Raw genomic sequence first — 19,222 nt, 5'->3', positions numbered from 1 at the left:
TTATGATTGACGATAAGATACGCTTTGGAGATGAAAGAACCGAAGAGGTCCAGCATATAATTGAGCGAATGCCAACTAGCTTTGGAATCTGGGTTTCGGCAATCGTATTCTTCCTTTTTTCATTAATGTCTGTTTTCGGGTGGATAGTCAGATATCCGGATATAATAAATGGACAAATTTCCATCAGTACAAACAACTCTCCTCTAAAATTGATATCAAATAGTAATGGTAAACTGAGACTTAATGGTGTTAAATCTATGGATGAGGTAAAAGAGGGGCAGCTTTTGGCCTATATCGAAAATTCTGCAAACCCAAAAAGTGTGGTTTACCTCGACAGCCTGCTAAAGCTTTTCAATCCGAATACCGAGAGCATTATAAATCTGCAGAGCAAATTACCCAACAATTTTTCGTTAGGAGAACTGAACTCCAAATACTTTTCTTTTGCCAACAGTCTTCAAGAATTCATTAACTATAAACAGGATAGATTATTAGCTAAACAATCTGATAACTATAGGGGGTTTTTGCAAGAACAAAAAAAGGCAATATCAACCGCATATAATAGAATAGATATGGCAAAAAATAGCCTCGTATACGCGCATAAATTTTTCAGCAGGGACTCCACGCTTTTTGCAAAGAAGGTTATCAGTGAATCAGAGCTTGATAAAACACAGATGAGCTACCTGACAAGTAAGGACGCGCTACAGAATGCCCTCAACAATTTGACCAGTGCAAAACAGGCTGCACAACAAACCGAAAGCAAAATTCAGGAAATTGGCATACAAAAACCGGAAAAAGAAAAGGAGTTGCAGATCTCATTGATTTCAAGTTATAATGACCTATTAGATAATATTAAGAGCTGGGAAATAAAGTATATTTTCAAGGCGCCCTTCGACGGAAAAGTTCAGTTTATGAAATTCTATCGTGAGAATCAGTTTGTTCAGGGTGGAGAGCAGATTTTCACCATTGTTCCAAAAGAACAAAAGGCATTCGGACAGGTAATGCTGCCAGCGCAGGGAAGTGGTAAAATTAAAATGGGTCAGGAAGTGATTGTTAAACTAGATAATTATCCATATCTAGAATATGGATCTGTCACGGGCCGTATAGAATCGATCTCATTGACAGCAAATATAACCAAAACAGAAAAATCCGAGATCGATACGTACATGCTACTTGTAACCTTTCCCGAGCAGCTTAAGACTAACTATGGAACTAAACTTGATTTCAAGGCAGAAGCTAAGGGATCTGCAGAAATTATAACAAACGATAGACGGCTTATTCAGCGTCTGTTTGATAACTTAAAATACGTGATGAGAAAGTAATCTTTATATCATTTTCAAAGGTTTATACCAAAAAAAGAAATTCGATGTCACCCAGATGTAAGTTCTAATATCATAGAGACTGGTTTAAATAAGATTTGCTTTAAATTTTAGTAAGTTCAATTATTAATTATCAAAAGATGTGAAAGAAGCAGGGTATATCACTTAAGCTTTATTGGTTTTGTTAATTTAACCTGTCGATTAGGCAAAAATCCTTTCATCACTTCCGTAACCCTATTACCATATATCCTCTGCCACCCTTCATAAATTGAGGGTTCGGTCTCGGGATTAACAAGAATATGTCTATACCTTGCTATTGACTGTGGAGAAAGTTTTTTCTTTTTTGAAATTTTAAGCACATTGTACAGAAATGTAGCCACCCTACTATTTGTAGAGCCTAACATTTCTCGACTTTCTAAAAAACCCAATTCATTAAGAAGGATTAGCGCAAACATATCATTATGCGTTCCCTCCTCTTCCTCTTCATTTACAAGGTAAATCGATTCATTTTCAGATTTTAATATAACATTTACTTCTTGGAGAATGGCTATACTCTCTAATAATGTTTTATTTTTATCCTCAAGATTTAAAATTTCTTTTTTAAGGTCTCGGATCGACCTTGACCAGGAACTTTCAAAAAACTTGGCTATTGATGTATAATTATCTAAAAGAGAATCTAAGATATAAAGATTTGTAGACCTTTTAACAACTATGACGTTATTGGGCTCCCCTGGGGACCAAGGACAATTTTCAATAAAATCGTTATCGAATAGATCCTCAATTTTAGGCTGATTTTTTTCAACTACAGTGGGAGAGATTGCTATCTTATAATATTTTTGATCAGAAGTGCCTTGCAAAGATTGTTTATTTTCCAATTGAACTTTTAAAGTATTGATTTCCTTGATTAGTTTTTCGCTGTGAAAACTAGTGAGTTCATAGGATAATAATATATCCGCTAACCTATCAATTTTTCCTTCTAAAAAATCTGTGTAAAAACTTAACCACAAAGGAAAGCTTTCAGATTCCATATTAAAAAAAGCAGTTTTTGACCATTCCGAGCCAAGTTCTGCTGCTAGAAACTTATTCCCATAATCTAATATTTCTAAAAGGGTTTTAGTATAATCTGGGGTTTTATTATGCATTGGTAACCTCCATTGATTTATCATCATTAAACTTTTTATTAACTGCATCTAATATTGTTTGCGCATTTTCTTCTGGAGTCATTCTGATGTACTTTAGAAAAACTGCTTCACTTTTATGACCAGTTACTTTCATGATGGTAACTGGTGGCAAGTTAAAATGTTTGAACATATTAGTGGCAAAGGATCTCCTTGCTGAGTGAGTGGTTATTATAGAATGAAATGGTTGTGTAACAGTTTTTCTCTTACCTGACACAGGAATTGAAATTGAAACAGGATGGGAAAGTTCTGCCTTTTCTGCTATAATTTTAATATAATCATTAAGTTTCTGGTTTGTTATAGTCCTAGGAAATAAATTTTCCCCGCCCTTTTTGTATTTTTCAAGAATCTCTTTTACAACTGGAAGTAAAGGGATGGCAACTCCGGCGCCAGTTTTAGCTGTTCTTTCAATATGTAAAAAATCTCCTGTAATTTTTGATTTGTTAAAAAGTTGCGAATAATCCTGAAATCTTAACCCAGTCCAGCATCCTATTAAAAATAGATCCCTTGCGTTGTCTAAATAAGATTCATTTGAAAGGTCCAATTTTTTTATTTTTTCCAATTGGTCCACGTTTAAATAAATCGCATCGGTCTCTTCCTGAGGTTTTATAAAACGTTTCGAACGGTATATGTCGTTGTTATGATACCCAAGTTCCTCCGCTTCTCGCATAAAAGTTTTTATGTGCTTAATCAATTTGCCGAAATAATTCAGGGACAACTTACGCTCGTTGTATATATACCCCTGAAGATCCCAATAGAAGTCTAGATTGATCTCACTAAATTTTAGATCTTTAGAACCTACCCAATTCAAGTATTCATTAAGAAAATTCTTTGTCCCTTTATAGGATAGAACAGTAGCTTTAGTAAATGGCTGGCCTTTGCCATTTCCACTCAATTTGACCCTAATGTTGTTCTGAGTACGAATGATTATAACATCTATAAACTTGATAAAAGATTCATCCCTAGCTTTAGCATTTTCTTCTACGCCCACCATTGCCTTAATGATATCTATCTTAAATTTAATTTTGTCTGGATAAGTATTGTTGTTAGTTACAAACCTTCTGAATCTTTGACTTATAAGATTTCGCATAGCCATTAGCTTTTCGAGATAAATGGATGCCTCAACTATTGATAATCCCTTTATTCCAGTCAGCGGCTTTTCTTTTTCTGAAACCCACTTATTAGGCGAAATTTTCAATCCAGTTGCAATCTTTATTACTGGTTTGCCATCGTATTCTATAAAACAGGTGATTGGGGTGGAGGACTCGGATTCTTGATCTCTAAGTCTAAAACGAATGCTGCAGTCAGCTTTAGTAACTCTCATAGAATTTAATTTTATGAAAGTTACGAATCTGCGGTTAAAAAACGAAAACTTGGGGGTACTTTTCGTGGTACTTTTTTGTTGTTTTCATTGAATTTCGTGACACATTAATTTTTTTAAAAACGCTAAAGACTGCTTTAAATACATAAAAAAAGGGTTTTTTAAACCCCTTTGAACTTTAATGAATGCTAAAAAGTGGTCCCGTCGGGACCACAAAATCTTCCCATCTTGGGAACAACATGGGAAGATTATCCGAAAAGTTTAAATCGGATGTATGATTTTATGAGAAAGCCTTTAGGTAAATATCTGGAGGCTTTATTTATTTCAAATCTGGATATATAGAAAATTACACATTAAAAACTGGACACATATGTTTAACGTGTCCAATATTTATAAAAATATGAACATGTGTAGTTGATATGTTCATATTTATGCTTTAATTTGCATACATGTCCAGTTTTTAACCATAAAATGAACACGCATATGTCCTACGATAGAGCTAAGCCTTTTAATGATCTTCCATTGCTTCCTCCATCTAAAGAAGTAGAGGATATAGAAATTCTAAAAAAACTCGTAACCACATCGCGGGCACTTGCTGCGGCAAACAGCACAGTAAAAAGATTACCAAATCCTTATATGCTGATAAATACGATAGCTTTGCAGGAGGCGAAAGCATCAACGGCTATAGAGAATATTTTTACGACTGAAGACGAGTTGTATAAGGCGGTTTCAGATTCAGTGAAAGAAAGTGATGCTAATGTCGGTACGAAAGAAGTGTTAAGATATAGAGAGGCATTATGGCAAGGGTATGATTTGTTACGTGATAAATCAACAATTGATCTGGATTGTATTAAGGGAATTTTTAGGAAAATCAAAAATTCTGCAGATGGTTTACGTGCTCCTCAATCATTAACAGTAATCAATCGCGGCCAAAGCGAATTTCGTGAAGGTGAGGTTATTTACACTCCGCCAAGAGGTGTTGGAGTTCTTGAGCCTTTAATGGAAAATCTATTGGAGTATTTAAATGACGATCGAAAACATTCCTCCGACCCTTTGATTAAAATGTGTATCGCTCATTATCAATTTGAGGCTATACACCCTTTTCGTGACGGAAATGGGAGAACCGGGCGGATATTAAACCTGTTGTATCTGGTGCATAAGGGATTATTGGATCAACCAGTCTTGTACTTATCGAAATACATCATTGCAAATAAAGACGAATATTACTACAATTTGGGTATTGTAACTCAAAGAGGATCATGGAAACCCTGGATACTTTATATGCTAGAGGCTATAGAGAAGACGGCACTATTAACAAGTCAATTAATCGTTAGCATTCTGGACCAGATGGAGGCTACCCTTGAACATGCACGGGGGCGAATGAAATGGTACAATAAAGAGGTTAACGAGGCGATTTTTAGTCAGCCTTACATTAAACCTAAGTTTATTGGAGATTTGCTGGGGATTACATCAAGGACAACCCTTACTAAATATTTTGGCGAGCTTGTTGATGCAGGTATCCTGCAGTTTGCAAAAGAAGGAAAAGAAGTCTTTTATATTAACGGAGATCTAATTTCCATTTTAGAAGGCTAGTTAACGGCTCTATCGGCTCACGCATAAGTTGGGTGGAAATGAAAAGCCAGCAAAACGAGTGCTGGCTTTTAAAGGTTTATAGAGTTAAAGTCCTGTTAAACCAGGCGGAAGCAGGTTAAATGAATCGTCCTCTAAGCCAGCTGCATTCCGCAAGTCATCTATAAAAAAGTTCGAGTTCTGTATCGTCGGGACCACTTTAAGAAAGAGAGTATAATAGCTCTCTTTTCTCGTTTTCAACTGATTGTAAAATAGGTAATTACTTTTTAAAGAACGGCTGCTGCTGTTAAACTTTTTGTTAAGCGACAAGTAAAATCAGGACGACACACCCTAAATTATGTAAATATTGGCACTCTTATGTGACAAGAATTACTTAGCTTTTTAATTTACGCGTGTCTTTTACGGCGGCTAAGAGTTTTATGTCCTGAAGTTTTCTCCCAAATTCATCATCCTCCGCCAGCTTAAGAAAATCATCTTGTAGGTTCATTGTGCGGAGCACATTAAAATATGCACCTATCGAAACATTAGGACTTCCCTTTTCAATACTGGTTATGGTGTTGCGGTTTAGGTTTGCCCTTTCTGCCATCTGTAAAATGGTAAGACTCCTGCGCTTCCGTGCGAGCTTAATGTTTTCTCCAAGAATCTCCATGATTTTTTTATGTTTTGGAAATAATATAGGTTTTTTAGATTTCATGCTTAATATTCTATGCGTTTACAACAAATATGCACAAAATATTAAGCAGAACAAACTGCGTGTGCCCAGTCATTTATGACTATATTAAAATGCTTTCATTGCTTAGAAAAGAGGGGTCCTCGCTGATATGCATTCACAAACCAGTTTATTTTACAGCTTGACCAAACTCTTAAAAACAAGGAGAGTAATGGTTATGCGAAAAAATACTTTTGGAGAGATGGGATCAATTTAATCTAGTTCTAATAGAACCCTTCCACTCTAATATATATATGTTAAATAGAACACTAACTATTAGAGTTTAATTAGAGTTTTTGTTAATAAACTAGGTTTATATACTCTAAACGTAGATCATTAATTAGAGTTGGTATATAAGTGAACTGATACAGGCAAGGATGTTATGATCATTCTTCTTCAGATGTTCCGCATCATAACACTTTACCCTTATTTCAAAAGTTGCTTCATTCTGCCTTGATAAGCCTGCAGGTAATTTCTTTTTGTCTTTTCATCCAGAAAGGAAGCGTGAATAAGTTTTTCGACCTTGTCAGCCTGCCCGAGCATTGAGTTCAATATTCCTTCAAATGCCTTCTTGCTGATCCCAACCATTTCAGCCAACAATGAAAACTGTTGACTTATTTTGCCTATTGCCTTATTTCTAGGAAGTAGGCCATCATCTAATGCAAAATCCTTATCCTTGATGTGAATTCGGCTATTCAGCAGATCATAACCTGGGCTAAGCCGGTAATCGCCCATGGGTGTCTCCAGCAATGAAAAGTTCTTAAAATGAGCATCTCCGTTTGAAAAGAGATAGTTGAACATCAAAATTTTCAACAATTTCAATGCCTCCACTTTATAGGCTGGCACATATTTTTCCATCAGTTCGAAAAGATCAAGATAGGTTCCAAGATACTTATAATGCTCGCCATGGGTCTGTGGTGTCCGTCCTGCGAGTGATGCGAAATCGTCCTGTGCTAACTTTTTACCATCTGGCCCGAAATCAAAGCGTTTGGTAATGTAGGCCTGTTGCCCATTCTGGAAAAATATCAATGCATTTTCAGCGGTTTCAATATTATATGCTTGTCTGGCGATCTGCATAGTGAGGTGCTCATTTGCCGGCATCTGCTCTGGCATTCTGCCCGCTGCCGGAATGGGTTTAAGGATATATTCTCCCTGCTCTCCTTCCGCGGTCAGCCTGAGCTTATTCTTTTTCAGCAGCACGGAAAATTTCTCCTGAACGCCGGAAATGCACATCCTTTTCCGGTTTTCATCAAAGAGCTCATCCGTTTCTGTGTCGGAGGTTGGGGAATCGTAGGCTAATATATGGCTCACTTTTTTTCCTTCGAATACCCGTTTTAAGCAAGTAGTGCTGTAGGTGCTATGGTCTGGAGCTAATGTGCCAGGGCAGTATTTTATTTCTGGTAAATTCATTCTTGTTCGATTTTGATTACCGTTACTGCTCCAATTGTATCATACTTTGCCGTGTTCAATAGCAGACCAAAATAATCTTTTTGATCGATTCTATTTAGCTGACAGACCACTTGTTTATTGGTTCCCTCAGGAAGCATATTGTAGAAAAAAGGGAACAGGAATCTGGAATGATAAGCCCTCAGGCTTTTAGGTAGGGTCAGACTAATGGGCGGTTTATTGTCGTCATTTACCCATCTATCATGGTAATGGAATTCAAACGCTCCATCATCATATTGCATTAATATACCGGCCTCTTCTCCTTTGAATAATATTTTTGCTGTTCTCATCTCTTAATAGGCGTTATTTGTTCTTCACCCTCAAAAAAAGTTCAAGCCCCAGTGCATCTCCTATTTTTTGTAAAGTCGAAAGTGTGGGATTTCCCTTGCCGCTTTCGAATTCCTTCAGCGTACGCAGTCCTACTCCTGATAGCTCAGCCAAAATCTCTTGAGTGACCTTAAGCGATTCCCTACGTTCCTTAACTGTATTAATTAGTTCTAAAAAGTGCACCATACCGCATTATTTAATTCAAAAATAATAATTTCAAATCAGCATCGCAAGGAAAGTGCGGTAAAAAGCACTTATTGTTGATGTTTGTTCTTGGAGCTTGATATGGAGTGTAAAAGTGCGGCATAGCGCACATATTGAATGAAGTTTAGAGCTTTACTGCACGTGCATTTAAGTTAAAAAAAGCCTCCAAAATCTGAGAGAATAAAAAAATATTTTTAGTTACCCTGCATCACTGAAAAATATTGCATCAAACCGTGGAAATTAATAACGGTTCGTCTAGAAATTACAGGCGTTGGTCTAGTGGTTACCAACGCTGGTATAATACGAGATTTTTGCCTGAAACGTTTGATGGACAGCTGCGTCTTAATAACAAAACAAGAACAAAAACCNACTCTAGCAAAAACATTATTCGCAGCAGCATTAACAGCAGTGGTATTTACTTCATCAGCAATGGCAACTTTTGCCGCTGAGCCAGTTAAAGCAGAAACAAAAACTTCTTCTTTATCAAAGTTCAACAGGATCTGGGTGAGCGGGAATGTGAAGATCGTCTTAACCCAAGGTGACAAACAAAATGTTGAGGGTACGAGCAACTATGATGCTGCAAAAACCTCAGTATCAACTGATGGAAAAACCTTATTTATTAATTCATTGGAAACAAGTCAGGTAACACTAAATATAACGGTAAAAGATTTGGAAAGAATTGAAGCTTATGGTCAATCAGTTGTAGTGACCAGCAATAATTTGGATGTGAAATACCTTCAGTTAATTTTGAGCCAAAGTGCTACTGCGAAGATTAAAACAACAGCTGGCAGTTTATACACCATCGTTAAGGATGATGCGGTATTGAAATTAAATGGTACTGCAGATCAAAGTACTATGGTAGCTAGCAACATGAAAAATGTAAAGTTGGCAGATTTTGCTACGCTTAAATCAGCATCCTTTACCTCTGAGGCAATCATGGAAGCCGAACAGAATGCAATGGCATTAGCAAAATAGAAACCTGTCTTTAAGATTAATCAGAGCTGCCCAGTTAGGCAGCTTTTATTGTGTAAGGCGGTTCGTATGTTTAGTTCACTTGATTAAAGACCTAAAAAAGTGTCGGGTGAATTAAAGGTGATTCATGCTGTTTTTGACATGTAGCTATAGTAAACATTTACAATTGAATGCCTGGTTTCTAATTTGCGGAAGGAAGGTTGCTTTTAGACGATGAATTATTATTTTTGGTTTAATGCAACCTTCCCAAGTTTCCGCACGTCTTTGTTTTAAGCATGAACCTTAAACTAAATAAAAATGAAACGCTCTATTTTATTCTTTCTACTTTTTAATGTGGGCTTTACATTCGCCCAGAAGAAATTAAAGGTTATTAAGGCAAATTCAACCAGTGTTGATATCAGGGATGACAACTATCCGGTCAGAAAAAATGCCTGGACGGTTATGCCCAAAGAAAAACTGGATGTCTACACAACCTCTGCTAAAAAGGTAACGTTTTATACCGACAAGGAGTCCATATCCTTTAATGTTGATCCAAAGGTGGGCGAATATGATTTTATTATTTTGGTTAATGGTACCGATAGTGCCCGAACGCAGGTGAAATATGATCCTAAAGCACCCAACAGAAGGCCTGTCGCTTATCTGGACACGCTTCAGAAGGCGGGAAAGTATAACATTTCGGACAAACGTGAAATACCGGTTTTTAGCTATCAGTCGATGGACAATGCGAATCTGGTCCGGATTAGAAAAGACTTGAAACTGGATTCAGTTGCTGGTAATGGAAACGAGCTCTCTAAAGTATTCAATCTTATGCATTGGGTGCATAACCTGATCAGGCATGATGGGAGCAGTGATAATCCGACGCTGAAAAATGCAGTTGATCTTATAAAGGTTTGCCGTGAGCAAAACCGTGGGGTAAACTGCCGGATGCTGGCAACTGTTTTGAACGAATGTTACCTCGCTATGGGCATCACCTCCCGTTACATTACCTGCATGCCAAAGGAAACTAATTTTGATGATTGCCATGTGATTAATATGGTATACAGCAAAGACCTCAGCAAGTGGATCTGGATTGACCCTACCTTTGATTCCTATGTTATGGATGAAAAAGGCAACCTGCTTGGTATACAGGAAGTCAGGGAGCGATTGGTAAAAGGCATGCCGCTGGTATTAAATGCGGATGCAAACTGGAACCGCACCGCACTGCAATCCAAGGAATATTACCTGCAAACCTATATGGCAAAGAATCTCTACCGCCTGGAAACTCCGGTGATGAGCCAGTATGATACTGAAACCTGGACCAGTGGGAAAGAAGTAGCCTATGTGGAACTGTTGCCATTGGACGGTATTGTCCAAGGGCCGCAAAAAAGAGAATCAACCAATCAGAAAACCGGGGTAAAGTTTATCAATTATAAAACAAACAATCCTGAACTATTCTGGACTACACCAAGATAACCTGCTATGAAAAATTTAGAAATACTCCATTTGGGGAATCTCCGGATGAATATTCAAAATTCCTATAAATTGACCGCTAGGCTGGTTTTGTTTTTTTTGGTTTTCCTTTTTAATCATGCCCTTGGGCAATCCACGCTGGAAGAGCGGATCAGACAGGTTGAAAACAGCCTAACCCAGAACATCCAGACCAGTGATTCCGCTCCTTTTAATTTGCTGGAGCGGATGAAACATTTTAAGGTGCAGGGTCTGAGTATTGCAGTGATTAAGGATTATAAGGTTGATTTTGCAAAGGGTTATGGTTTTGCAGATACAGAAAAGAAAATTCGGGTAAGCGATAAAACGCTTTTTCAGGCAGCATCTATCAGTAAATCGCTGAACAGCCTGGCCATCTTAAAGCTATTTAAGGACAGGAATCTGGATTTATATGCAGACATTAATACTTATCTAAAAAGCTGGAAATTTCCTTATGATTCGATTTCTAAGGGTATGAAAATCAATATGGCCAATCTGCTCAGCCATACCGCTGGGTTAAATGTGCATGGCTTTGGAGGTTATGAGGCAGGAAAGCCGCTACCTTCGGTTATCCAGATTTTAAATGGTGAATCCCCGGCCAATTCTGATGCGGTACGTTCGCTGTTCGTCCCGGGAACCCGCCAGGAATATTCCGGAGGTGGAACAACGATTGCTCAACTGGTACTCACCGATATTACCGGGCAAAAGTATGAAAGCTATTTATCCGAGCAGGTACTTAGGCCGCTGGGTATGCTCAGCAGCACTTTTGCGCAACCACCAACAGCTATCAGGCAGGAACTGCTGTCTGCAGGATATGATGGGGATGGAAAAGAGGTGAAGGGCAAGTATCATATTTATCCGGAGCAGGCGGCCGCGGGTTTATGGACAAACCCCAGGGATCTGGCCAAGTATATCATCGAGACCCAGCTTGCCTACCAGGGTAAATCGGCAAAGGTTATCGATGAGCAGACAACAAAGTTACGCCTGAGTCCCTACATGAATAAAAATGGTGCTGCATTGGGTGTTTTTATTGAAGATTACAATGGAGTTAAGTACTTCGGCCATGGTGCAGGCAATGCGGGATTCACCGGCGGATACTATGGAAGCTTTGAAGGCGGGAATGGTTTAATCATTATGGTCAATTCAGATAATGGGGAAATTATTCAGGAACTGATCAATAGCATCTCTACCGTTTATGGTTTTAAAGGCCTAAGCAAAAGCAGAAAGGTTACCCTTGCTGAAGTTTCGGACCAGGATCTAAATAGTTATCTTGGCAATTATCAGCTTACTCCCGAACTTGTATTAACTGTAAGCCGCGAGGGTAAAAAGGTTTTCGTACAGGCAACCGGCCAGTCCAGAATAGAGGCTTTTGCGGAAAGCAGTAACAAGTTTTTTTTTAAAACGATTCAGGCAAGTATGGAGTTTGTAAAAGATCAGAATGTAATAATAAAAGAGATGATTTTTGTGCAAGGTCAAACCATTCGTGCGAAGAAATTGTAGCGGCTAACGTCCACACTTTTCGCGAAGGCCATCTTATAATAAATAAGCAAACCGGCGAAATCTTTAGATGCGCTAGCGTGGAGTAATAAGCGCTTACCTAAATCACTTCAAATTTTAGAGCGATAACAACTCTTGATGAAGCAACCGTATTTTGTTTCTTTGGATTTCGGTTATTTATTGTCTGATAAATCTAAATCCACACCCCTCAAAGCAGGGTGGGTTGAGGGTAAGGCTATTCGCGGTCGCTTTATATCGGTATGGAAGGGTTCTATTGTAAGTTTTAGAAGTGACTTCCATTGTTAGACTATCTATAATCTTAAAGTCAGATAAATCTGGTAATGCATCACCTTCTATTTTGCCTGTCCTTGACACAATGAGGTATTTGGCTTCTTTTACCTTAATATATTTACCACTCCCATCTCCAGGATCGGCGAGGGTTTCTGTTAGTTTCCATTTTCCATAAACTTCACCGGGACCATCATCAATGCCATTTTTTTTGCACGATGTGTAGGAAATAAATATGGTGATAACCATTAGGGAGAATACTAATCTTTTCATGGAGATGGTTTTTTTTATTGATACGGGGTAAGCGCTGAAAACGCTACAAAGCCAAAGGATGTTGTTTCGCCTAACTTAAAGAAAATCGTCTTCTGAGATCTTCTCGTTTACCAAAAGTTCCACCATTTTAGCTTTTTGAATTTTATCACCTTCTCCAAAGCTCATCTGGGAGTAGCAGGTTAATTTTCCGAACTTCTTGTAATCTGAAAAATAAGTACTGCTGAAGCCTCCTTTCTCGGTTGTGGATTTGTCCTCACGCAGCTGAAAGAATGTTTTTGTACTATAATAGAGCATTCTAACAGTACCATTTATACAGGCGGCCTTGACTTTATAGGAGTCCTCTTTATCAACTTTTTCGGTTCCTTCAAGCGTTAAGGTATATAGGCTGGGATCTATGTAATCCAGTTCGTTGAAAATATTCCTGCGGAATTTTTTATCACTAAACTCTGCTTGGTCGGATAGCTTCTTTGTTCCTGCTGATACTTCATAGCCTTTCTCTCCATCGTAAATGTTCTTGAAAACGGTACGGCCCTGGTAGATAATCATAAATGAACCTTTATTTGGCAGCATTTCTTTGGTAACCCAGTTGACCTTACGACCTTCCATTTCTGTGGTCATATCCGAGTAAAGTGTTTTAATGGACTGCAGGTACTGTTTTCCACCGGTAGCCTCTATTGATTTTTCGATGATTTGCTGGGCTGTGAATTCAGTTTGTGCAAAGATTTTTGTGTGACTTAAGGTTAATAAAAAGAATAAGGAGAGTAGCGTCGTCTTCATGTTTGGGGTATTTTTAGTTTGTTTTATTTATATCTTTATGTGAGGGCAAAATAATGTTTTACCCTCATATTAATTTCTAGAATTTTGAGGTTAATCATGCAAATCAGAATTTAAGGAATAGTTCAAAAGGCAGAAAACTGAAAGCTATTTTATAATGGAAATAAGTTCTTTGTATGTAATGTTTATTCCTTAGCCAGTTCAGCAAGTAGCAGTTTCTCGGCTTGCGGATCTTCTGGTCCGGGTGCATCGAAACTGACAATATTACCCAGCTTATCAACGATGATGTATTTTGGGATGGCATTGGCGATGTAGGATCTGGAAATAATTCCCTCCTTGTCATGCAGCTGTATCCATTCGGGGCCTTCTTCCTTGAGTGCCTGACGCCATTCTTTCTCGCCATCAGAAACAGCAATACCAAGAAAAGCGATTTGTTCTTTGTCTTTATGTTTATCGTAAAGCTTTTTATAATCAGGCATGGCTTTTCGGCATGGGCCGCACCAACTGGCCCAAAGATCGATGTAAAGCACTTTTCCTTTGAAATCCGCCAGGCGGTAAGTTTTTCCCTCCGCGCTAAGCAATGTGAAATCTGGCGCAGGCTTTCCAATTTGTACCTCCATCAGTTGTTTTTCTTTATCCATATAAGTTGCGTTAATTTCGTCCTTATAGGTGTCATCGGCAAGGGAGGCAAGGTATGGTTCTAGTCTTTTTTTGGACGCGTTCAGGGCCTCGATGGATTTAGAAGATCCAATACTGCTAGTCACTACTTTATAAATATAATAATCGCGGACCTTTCCGCTAAAAGCCGCTTGTATGGTTTTGAGTCCATAACCAGGTTGTTTGGATAGGGTTGAATCTTTGACTTTATCGAGTTGTTTGCGGTAAGAAAGATAATCCCCCAATAACCAGGTTTTATAGTCTTCGGCACTGAGGTAAGCATCATTTGAAATCCCTTTTTTAAAAGCTTCTGGTGTATGTTGCTGAACCAGGTCGATCATTTTCTCTGGGCTGTATTTATTCATGGCAATATGCTCCAGTATATTATATAATGCGATGGACTGATTGTCTATGGAAATCATGGTCTTGAAAGTATCGAAATACTTCTCGTCTGCTGGTTTTTTGGAAAACACAATTTTATAGATTGAATCCTGTAATTTTCGCTCCGTTTTAATGTAGAGCAGTAGCTCTTCCAAATTCATCTCATACCAAGCTTTACCTCGTGGTCTAGATGCATAAAGCGAATCTAGCTTTACCCGGTAAAGGTTGGCTGTCGCTCCTTTACCACTGATTTTTTTAGTAGTAAACAGTGTTTTGTAATCAGATGCATCGCCAGTAATGGTCAGTTTATAGCCTGGGGCTACATAAATCTGATTGATCTGCGTCTGGTTCATTTGTATGCTTGTACGCTGGGGCCGGTTGATTTTTGTAGTCTTAAAATAAAATGCACCATCCTTCTCAAGGTGGATGGTGTCAAGGATTATTTTTTCCTTTTCGTCGATAAAAAAAATTTTCAGCATTCTTTCGGGCGAACCTGTGAGTTTACCCTGGATAATGAGTGGCTCTGGAGTAGGTTTTTGGGGCCAAACGCTGATGCTTAACAGTAAAAGAGGAAATAAGGTAACTAGTTTTTTCATTGCCGGAAGATCTGATGGAATGAAGATAAATGTTTTTTTGCTGAATAACAACTAATTGATTAGTTTTCAGGTGGTTCTATTTGCTTTGTTGCACGGAATTAATTTTTAAAAACGTTTTCCCTATGCCATGTTATTGCAGCAAGCTCAGGAAAATGGATTCGTTCTTTCGGCAATAGGATTTTTCTATGGGTTAAGCTATTCAATGCATAGGTGTGTTTCTCGTTTTCAATTAAATGATTCGAAAGTAAAACCGTATAGTCGTTTGAAATGCTAACGAGTCCACGGTCAAAAGCGCGGTGTAAATTTGGACATAAAGCGATACCATTGGTTACTTTGTCATTATGACTGACATTGAAAGGTACGATGTGGCAAGCGTCAACAAAGCTATGGCCAAATGTGCTGCTGAGTTGCATGCCAGTAATGCTACATTGATTACCATAGATTTTAGGGATGAGCCTTTTGAAGAGTCCGTTTCGCACAAAGATATCCTCTTCTGTATTAATAATAACCCGCTTATAGTTTGCCTCGGGTTCATTTAATACAAACTCTTCCAGCTGGTGAAGGTAGCCTTCTCCATGATTTTTTGCCAATATGAAATTAGCTTTATAAGTTGAGAAATAAGTATCCAATAAAAGATTTCTTGCAATCATTCTATTTGTCTGATCAGTCAATAAAATAGCGAGCTCTGGTTCAAAGTAACCGAAGGCACAAGTTTCGCTTAATCGATTCACTGATTTAATGTGCGAATTAATCTGCATGCCCAAATTGGGCTGTAACGACCAAAATGATTTGCCTGCTGCCTTTTCACTTTGTAGGTAGTAAAACGGCTGAGTAAAATCTGACTGATGTAATGTCGGGACGAGTAAAAGCCAGTTTTCTTTGAAAGTTGCCACCAAATCGGCATTAACTTCAAATTGGTTGTTGGTTACGGTGCCTTTGTCTATAAGTTCAATTAAGCTTAGTAATAAAACTGGCTTATGTGGCGCAAGGCCATATTTAGTAATACCACGTTTAAGGCCTACGAATGCTTTGAGGTATTTCTGGAGGGCGGAGTTCAACATTTTTCAATTTACGTTTAAGCTTGGGCTAATTTAGCGGTATCTTTCCATAGGTATGCGGGCATAGGTTCATTAAGCAGCCATTGAATATTCATCGGTTTATCCCCCTCGCTTTCCATAAAACCTGCTTTTCCCAAAAACACATAGCCCATGGTATTCCCAAACTCATCATCATTTTGCTCTCGCACAAAGATTAAAATGTGTTTGCCGAGTTTTTTTTGTTCAATGTATGATCTGCCTTTGGGCGAGGTTGAACTCGTTGCATTTTGCGACTGCCAATGAAATAGCGTTTCATTAATGGCGTAGTCATCATATAATGTCGTGGGAGAGTACTCTTTCTCTGATTTTTTTAAAGTAACAAATAGCGCTTCTGTATTAAGCTTGCTATTTAAAGCTACCCCCTCACGATTGGATGAAGCTTTTTCAAATTGATGCAGCTGCAGTGCAACCAGAATCTGGTCTCTGTTGTATCTGCTATGTACTTTCAAGGGAAAGGCAAACGGCAGGTTGATAGGTTTTTCTATAAATTTAACCTGCTCGATAAGGTAATGAATCACTTCCGTTAATTCACTTAGCATTACATGATTTGATCTCAATGCCTGATAACAATCCGTTAGGGTTTTAAAATCAGATTTAGTATCAGATTGGAAAAAGTCATAGTAGAACATGAGGCTCATTAGCCTTTCCTGCCCAGTAACATGTGCACTGATACTAAAATCATTTTCAATAAAATTCAAAAGAAATTTAAAGTAAGAAATAGAATTGGACTGCATGAGTTTTTTAATGCCTTTGGTAATCTGATTTTCTAAGGGGTCTTGAAAATTATCAATTAATCCCGCGTCTGCACATAACCTTTTCCAACTCCCCTTTTTATAGATGCTGGCTAATTCCAAACTTGTAAAGTTCAGAAAGTTTTGCAGAGATAGAGCAAGTGTCGATTGGTGTTTGAAATTCTGTAGCTTAATAATAAGCTGCCTGCGGTTTAGCCCTGTTGCTGCTTTAATATTGGCTATGATTACAGATTTTGCTTTCTTTTCTAAAACTATGCTACAACCTAGCGGCAGGTGCGGGAAATTTTCTTCCACTTCTTTCAAAATAGGTGTATTGGTTTTTCCTACAAGTGCCCTAAACTTATGTTCAAAATCATATTCTACGCGCGCTTGACCTACGAAATCCAGTACTGTTAGGAAATCTTTGTTTGGTGCCAGGCGCAGACCCCGGCCTAATTGTTGCAAGAAAACGGTTAAGCTTTCAGTAGGCCTTAAAAAAAGCACAGTATCAACTTCTGGGATGTCTATTCCTTCATTAAACATATCCACGACAAACAGAAAATTGATTTCCTTATTGTATAATCGCTTACGAATTCCCTCCCTTTTAGCAGATGCATTCTCAGCAGTTAGGTAATCTGCCTTCCATCCATAAAAAATAAATTTTTCTGCCATATACCGGGCATGCTCGGTATTTATACAAAAGCCAAGCGCTCTTACCTGATGAACGTCGGTAAGGTACTGTTCGCAGTTATTCAATATTTCTTGGACCCGCCGGTCATCACTGGTGTAAATTTTGGTCAGCTCCTTACTTTCATACCTGCCATTTTTCCATTGGACTTGACTAATATCCACTGAGTCTGATAGGCCAAAATATTGAAATGGTGTAAGGAGTTTGCTATTCAGCGCTTCTGGCAGCCTGATTTCTGCTGCAATGGTATGATCAAAATCTTTTAAAATATCAACGCCGTCCATCCGCTCGGGTGTAGCAGTTAAGCCAAGCAATATTTTTGGCTCAAACCTGTCCAGAACAGGGCGGTAGGTGTTTGCGGCAATATGGTGTACTTCATCAATAATGATAAAATCGTAATAGTTAGCACTTAGCTTCAAACCAGACAAGCGGTTGTTCAGGGTTTGAACGGATGCAAAAACATGCTCATATTGCATCGGCTCTATTCCATCTACCCATAGATCTCCAAAGTTGGCATCACGTAATACATGGCGAAAGATATCCTGCGCCTGTTCAAGTAGTTCTTTTCTATGCGCGATGAAAAGTAATCTAGCTTGCGGATTATAGTCTTTGAACCGTTTGTAGTCAAAGGCGGAAATAACAGTTTTACCAGTACCGGTTGCGGCAACAATTAAATCCCTATACCGGTGGTGATTGATCCGTTCAGATTCCAATTGTTCTAAAATCTCTTGCTGGAAATGTTTTGGTGTGATGTCAAAAAAAGATAAAATGCCCCGATAGTCGCGCGTGCTTTGTTGCTTTAAAGCATTGCTTAATTTAGCTTTGTCAGTACCGATACTATAACTTTCAAACTCCTTGTCGGCCCAATAGGTATCGAAGGTTTTTTTAAACTTAGCTATAATATGTCCAATTTCTTTTTGGGTGACCTTTAAATTCCACTCTAAGCCGTTGGTCAATGCTGAACGGGATAGATTGGAAGAGCCAATATAACCTGTATCAAAACCTGATTTTCTCAAAAACAAATAAGCTTTTGCATGTAAGCGTTCATGCTCTGTGTTATAAGAAACTTTAATTTCTGTATTCTTCAAGCCCGACAGAAATTCTATGGCCTTTACATCCGTTGCCCCCATGTAAGTGGTGGTGATGATTTTTAATTTTCGCCCACTGTTGGTGAAAGTCTGCAGCTCATCTTTAAAAATCCTAATACCTGAAAACTTGATGAAGGATACAAGCCAGCAGATTTCATCGGCTGATAGAATTTCTTTTTTGATTTCACTTTCCAAAGAAATGCCGGCATTACTTCCGGTAAATAATTCGCTCTGACTTAATCTAGTATAAGGCATAATCTGCTTTACACGCTCCTTTAGGTCCGGAAAAGGTGAATCTTCAATGGATAAAACGGCTTCTAATAGTTGACCTTCCGAGGTGATTAGGTTATTGGTTAGGGTTAAATCTGGTAAGGCCGAAATGAGTACTTGTATAATCTGGTTGGATAGTTCGATTTTCTTTTGAATGCCACCGTGTTCACCTTCCTTTACTTGTTGTAAAGCGAACTGAATAGTTTCAGAGAGATAAGCACTTAAGTATCTGGCCGCTTCTGATTTATCGAGTACAGCTTTTTGAATGAAGAACTTTTCCTCATCCATTTGGTCGAGTTTTGAAGCAATTATTTTGGTAATCAATTGTTCGTACAGACCGAGTTCGAATGACATA

At 38.3% G+C, this 19,222-nt stretch carries 16 protein-coding genes; 5 read left to right on the top strand and 11 right to left on the bottom strand.

All coding sequences use genetic code 11. The annotated features are described in order from the left end of the window. Positions 1–2: 2 nt before the first annotated feature. Positions 3–1,319 (top strand): HlyD family efflux transporter periplasmic adaptor subunit, encoded by a 1,317-nt coding sequence (locus tag ACFOUY_RS08095; protein ID WP_378959990.1) that lies wholly within the window; start codon positions 3–5, stop codon positions 1,317–1,319. A gap of 158 nt (positions 1,320–1,477) precedes the next feature. On the opposite strand, the gene ACFOUY_RS08090 is transcribed toward ACFOUY_RS08095, so the two are convergent. Next, on the bottom strand, positions 1,478–2,485 hold the full coding sequence (locus ACFOUY_RS08090; RefSeq protein ID WP_378959989.1) for a hypothetical protein: 1,008 nt from the start codon (positions 2,483–2,485) through the stop codon (positions 1,478–1,480). Next, positions 2,451–3,818: a site-specific integrase gene (locus ACFOUY_RS08085; RefSeq protein WP_378959988.1), complete on the bottom strand. Its 1,368-nt coding sequence runs from the start codon at positions 3,816–3,818 to the stop codon at positions 2,451–2,453. Before ACFOUY_RS08085 ends, ACFOUY_RS08090 begins: the two co-directional genes overlap by 35 nt. A 480-nt stretch (positions 3,819–4,298) precedes the next feature. Here ACFOUY_RS08085 and ACFOUY_RS08080 point away from each other — a divergent pair, with 480 nt between their 5' ends. Further along, complete coding sequence (locus ACFOUY_RS08080) at positions 4,299–5,408, top strand: Fic family protein (RefSeq protein WP_378959987.1); 1,110 nt, start codon at positions 4,299–4,301, stop codon at positions 5,406–5,408. Between the two features lie 370 nt (positions 5,409–5,778). On the opposite strand, the gene ACFOUY_RS08075 is transcribed toward ACFOUY_RS08080, so the two are convergent. From ACFOUY_RS08075 to ACFOUY_RS08060, 4 genes are all read right to left on the bottom strand, one after another. Next, on the bottom strand, positions 5,779–6,054 hold the full coding sequence (locus ACFOUY_RS08075; protein WP_378960010.1) for a helix-turn-helix transcriptional regulator: 276 nt from the start codon (positions 6,052–6,054) through the stop codon (positions 5,779–5,781). A gap of 486 nt (positions 6,055–6,540) precedes the next feature. Next, positions 6,541–7,524 (bottom strand): HipA domain-containing protein, encoded by a 984-nt coding sequence (locus ACFOUY_RS08070; RefSeq protein WP_378959986.1) that lies wholly within the window; start codon positions 7,522–7,524, stop codon positions 6,541–6,543. After that, positions 7,521–7,850, bottom strand: a complete 330-nt coding sequence (locus tag ACFOUY_RS08065; RefSeq protein WP_378959985.1) for a HipA N-terminal domain-containing protein — start codon at positions 7,848–7,850, stop codon at positions 7,521–7,523. Before ACFOUY_RS08065 ends, ACFOUY_RS08070 begins: the two co-directional genes overlap by 4 nt. A gap of 13 nt (positions 7,851–7,863) precedes the next feature. Beyond that, on the bottom strand, positions 7,864–8,073 hold the full coding sequence (locus tag ACFOUY_RS08060; protein ID WP_378959984.1) for a helix-turn-helix domain-containing protein: 210 nt from the start codon (positions 8,071–8,073) through the stop codon (positions 7,864–7,866). Positions 8,074–8,418: 345 nt separating this feature from the next. Here ACFOUY_RS08060 and ACFOUY_RS08055 point away from each other — a divergent pair, with 345 nt between their 5' ends. The 3 genes from ACFOUY_RS08055 (at position 8,419) to ACFOUY_RS08045 (ending at position 12,027) form a co-directional block, all read left to right on the top strand. Beyond that, complete coding sequence (locus ACFOUY_RS08055; protein ID WP_378959983.1) at positions 8,419–9,066, top strand: GIN domain-containing protein; 648 nt, start codon at positions 8,419–8,421, stop codon at positions 9,064–9,066. A gap of 294 nt (positions 9,067–9,360) precedes the next feature. Continuing rightward, the gene (locus ACFOUY_RS08050) at positions 9,361–10,515 is read left to right on the top strand and encodes a transglutaminase domain-containing protein (RefSeq protein WP_378959982.1); all 1,155 of its coding nucleotides are present in this window, start codon (positions 9,361–9,363) and stop codon (positions 10,513–10,515) included. Between the two features lie 6 nt (positions 10,516–10,521). Next, the gene (locus ACFOUY_RS08045; protein ID WP_378959981.1) at positions 10,522–12,027 is read left to right on the top strand and encodes a serine hydrolase; all 1,506 of its coding nucleotides are present in this window, start codon (positions 10,522–10,524) and stop codon (positions 12,025–12,027) included. Positions 12,028–12,201: 174 nt separating this feature from the next. Here ACFOUY_RS08045 and ACFOUY_RS08040 read toward each other — a convergent pair whose 3' ends face one another. The 5 genes from ACFOUY_RS08040 to ACFOUY_RS08020 all read right to left on the bottom strand — a co-directional run bounded on the left by ACFOUY_RS08040 (position 12,202) and on the right by ACFOUY_RS08020 (position 19,221). Further along, entirely contained in the window at positions 12,202–12,585 is a 384-nt protein-coding gene (locus tag ACFOUY_RS08040; RefSeq protein WP_378959980.1) for a hypothetical protein, read from the bottom strand. Between the two features lie 75 nt (positions 12,586–12,660). Then, positions 12,661–13,362 (bottom strand): hypothetical protein, encoded by a 702-nt coding sequence (locus tag ACFOUY_RS08035; RefSeq protein ID WP_378959979.1) that lies wholly within the window; start codon positions 13,360–13,362, stop codon positions 12,661–12,663. Between the two features lie 182 nt (positions 13,363–13,544). Continuing rightward, the gene (locus ACFOUY_RS08030; RefSeq protein ID WP_378959978.1) at positions 13,545–14,993 is read right to left on the bottom strand and encodes a redoxin family protein; all 1,449 of its coding nucleotides are present in this window, start codon (positions 14,991–14,993) and stop codon (positions 13,545–13,547) included. Positions 14,994–15,091: 98 nt separating this feature from the next. Beyond that, positions 15,092–16,054, bottom strand: a complete 963-nt coding sequence (locus tag ACFOUY_RS08025) for an HNH endonuclease (RefSeq protein WP_378959977.1) — start codon at positions 16,052–16,054, stop codon at positions 15,092–15,094. 14 nt (positions 16,055–16,068) lie between these two features. Continuing rightward, on the bottom strand, positions 16,069–19,221 hold the full coding sequence (locus tag ACFOUY_RS08020; RefSeq protein WP_378959976.1) for a DEAD/DEAH box helicase: 3,153 nt from the start codon (positions 19,219–19,221) through the stop codon (positions 16,069–16,071). Position 19,222 lies beyond the last annotated feature (1 nt).

Origin of the sequence: Pedobacter jamesrossensis (assembly GCF_042650905.1) — a bacterium.
In the GTDB taxonomy this organism is placed as follows: Bacteria; Bacteroidota; Bacteroidia; order Sphingobacteriales; family Sphingobacteriaceae; genus Pedobacter; species Pedobacter jamesrossensis.
The sequence above is the reverse complement of the archived record's forward strand: the minus strand, read 5'-3'. Positions and strand labels throughout refer to the sequence as shown.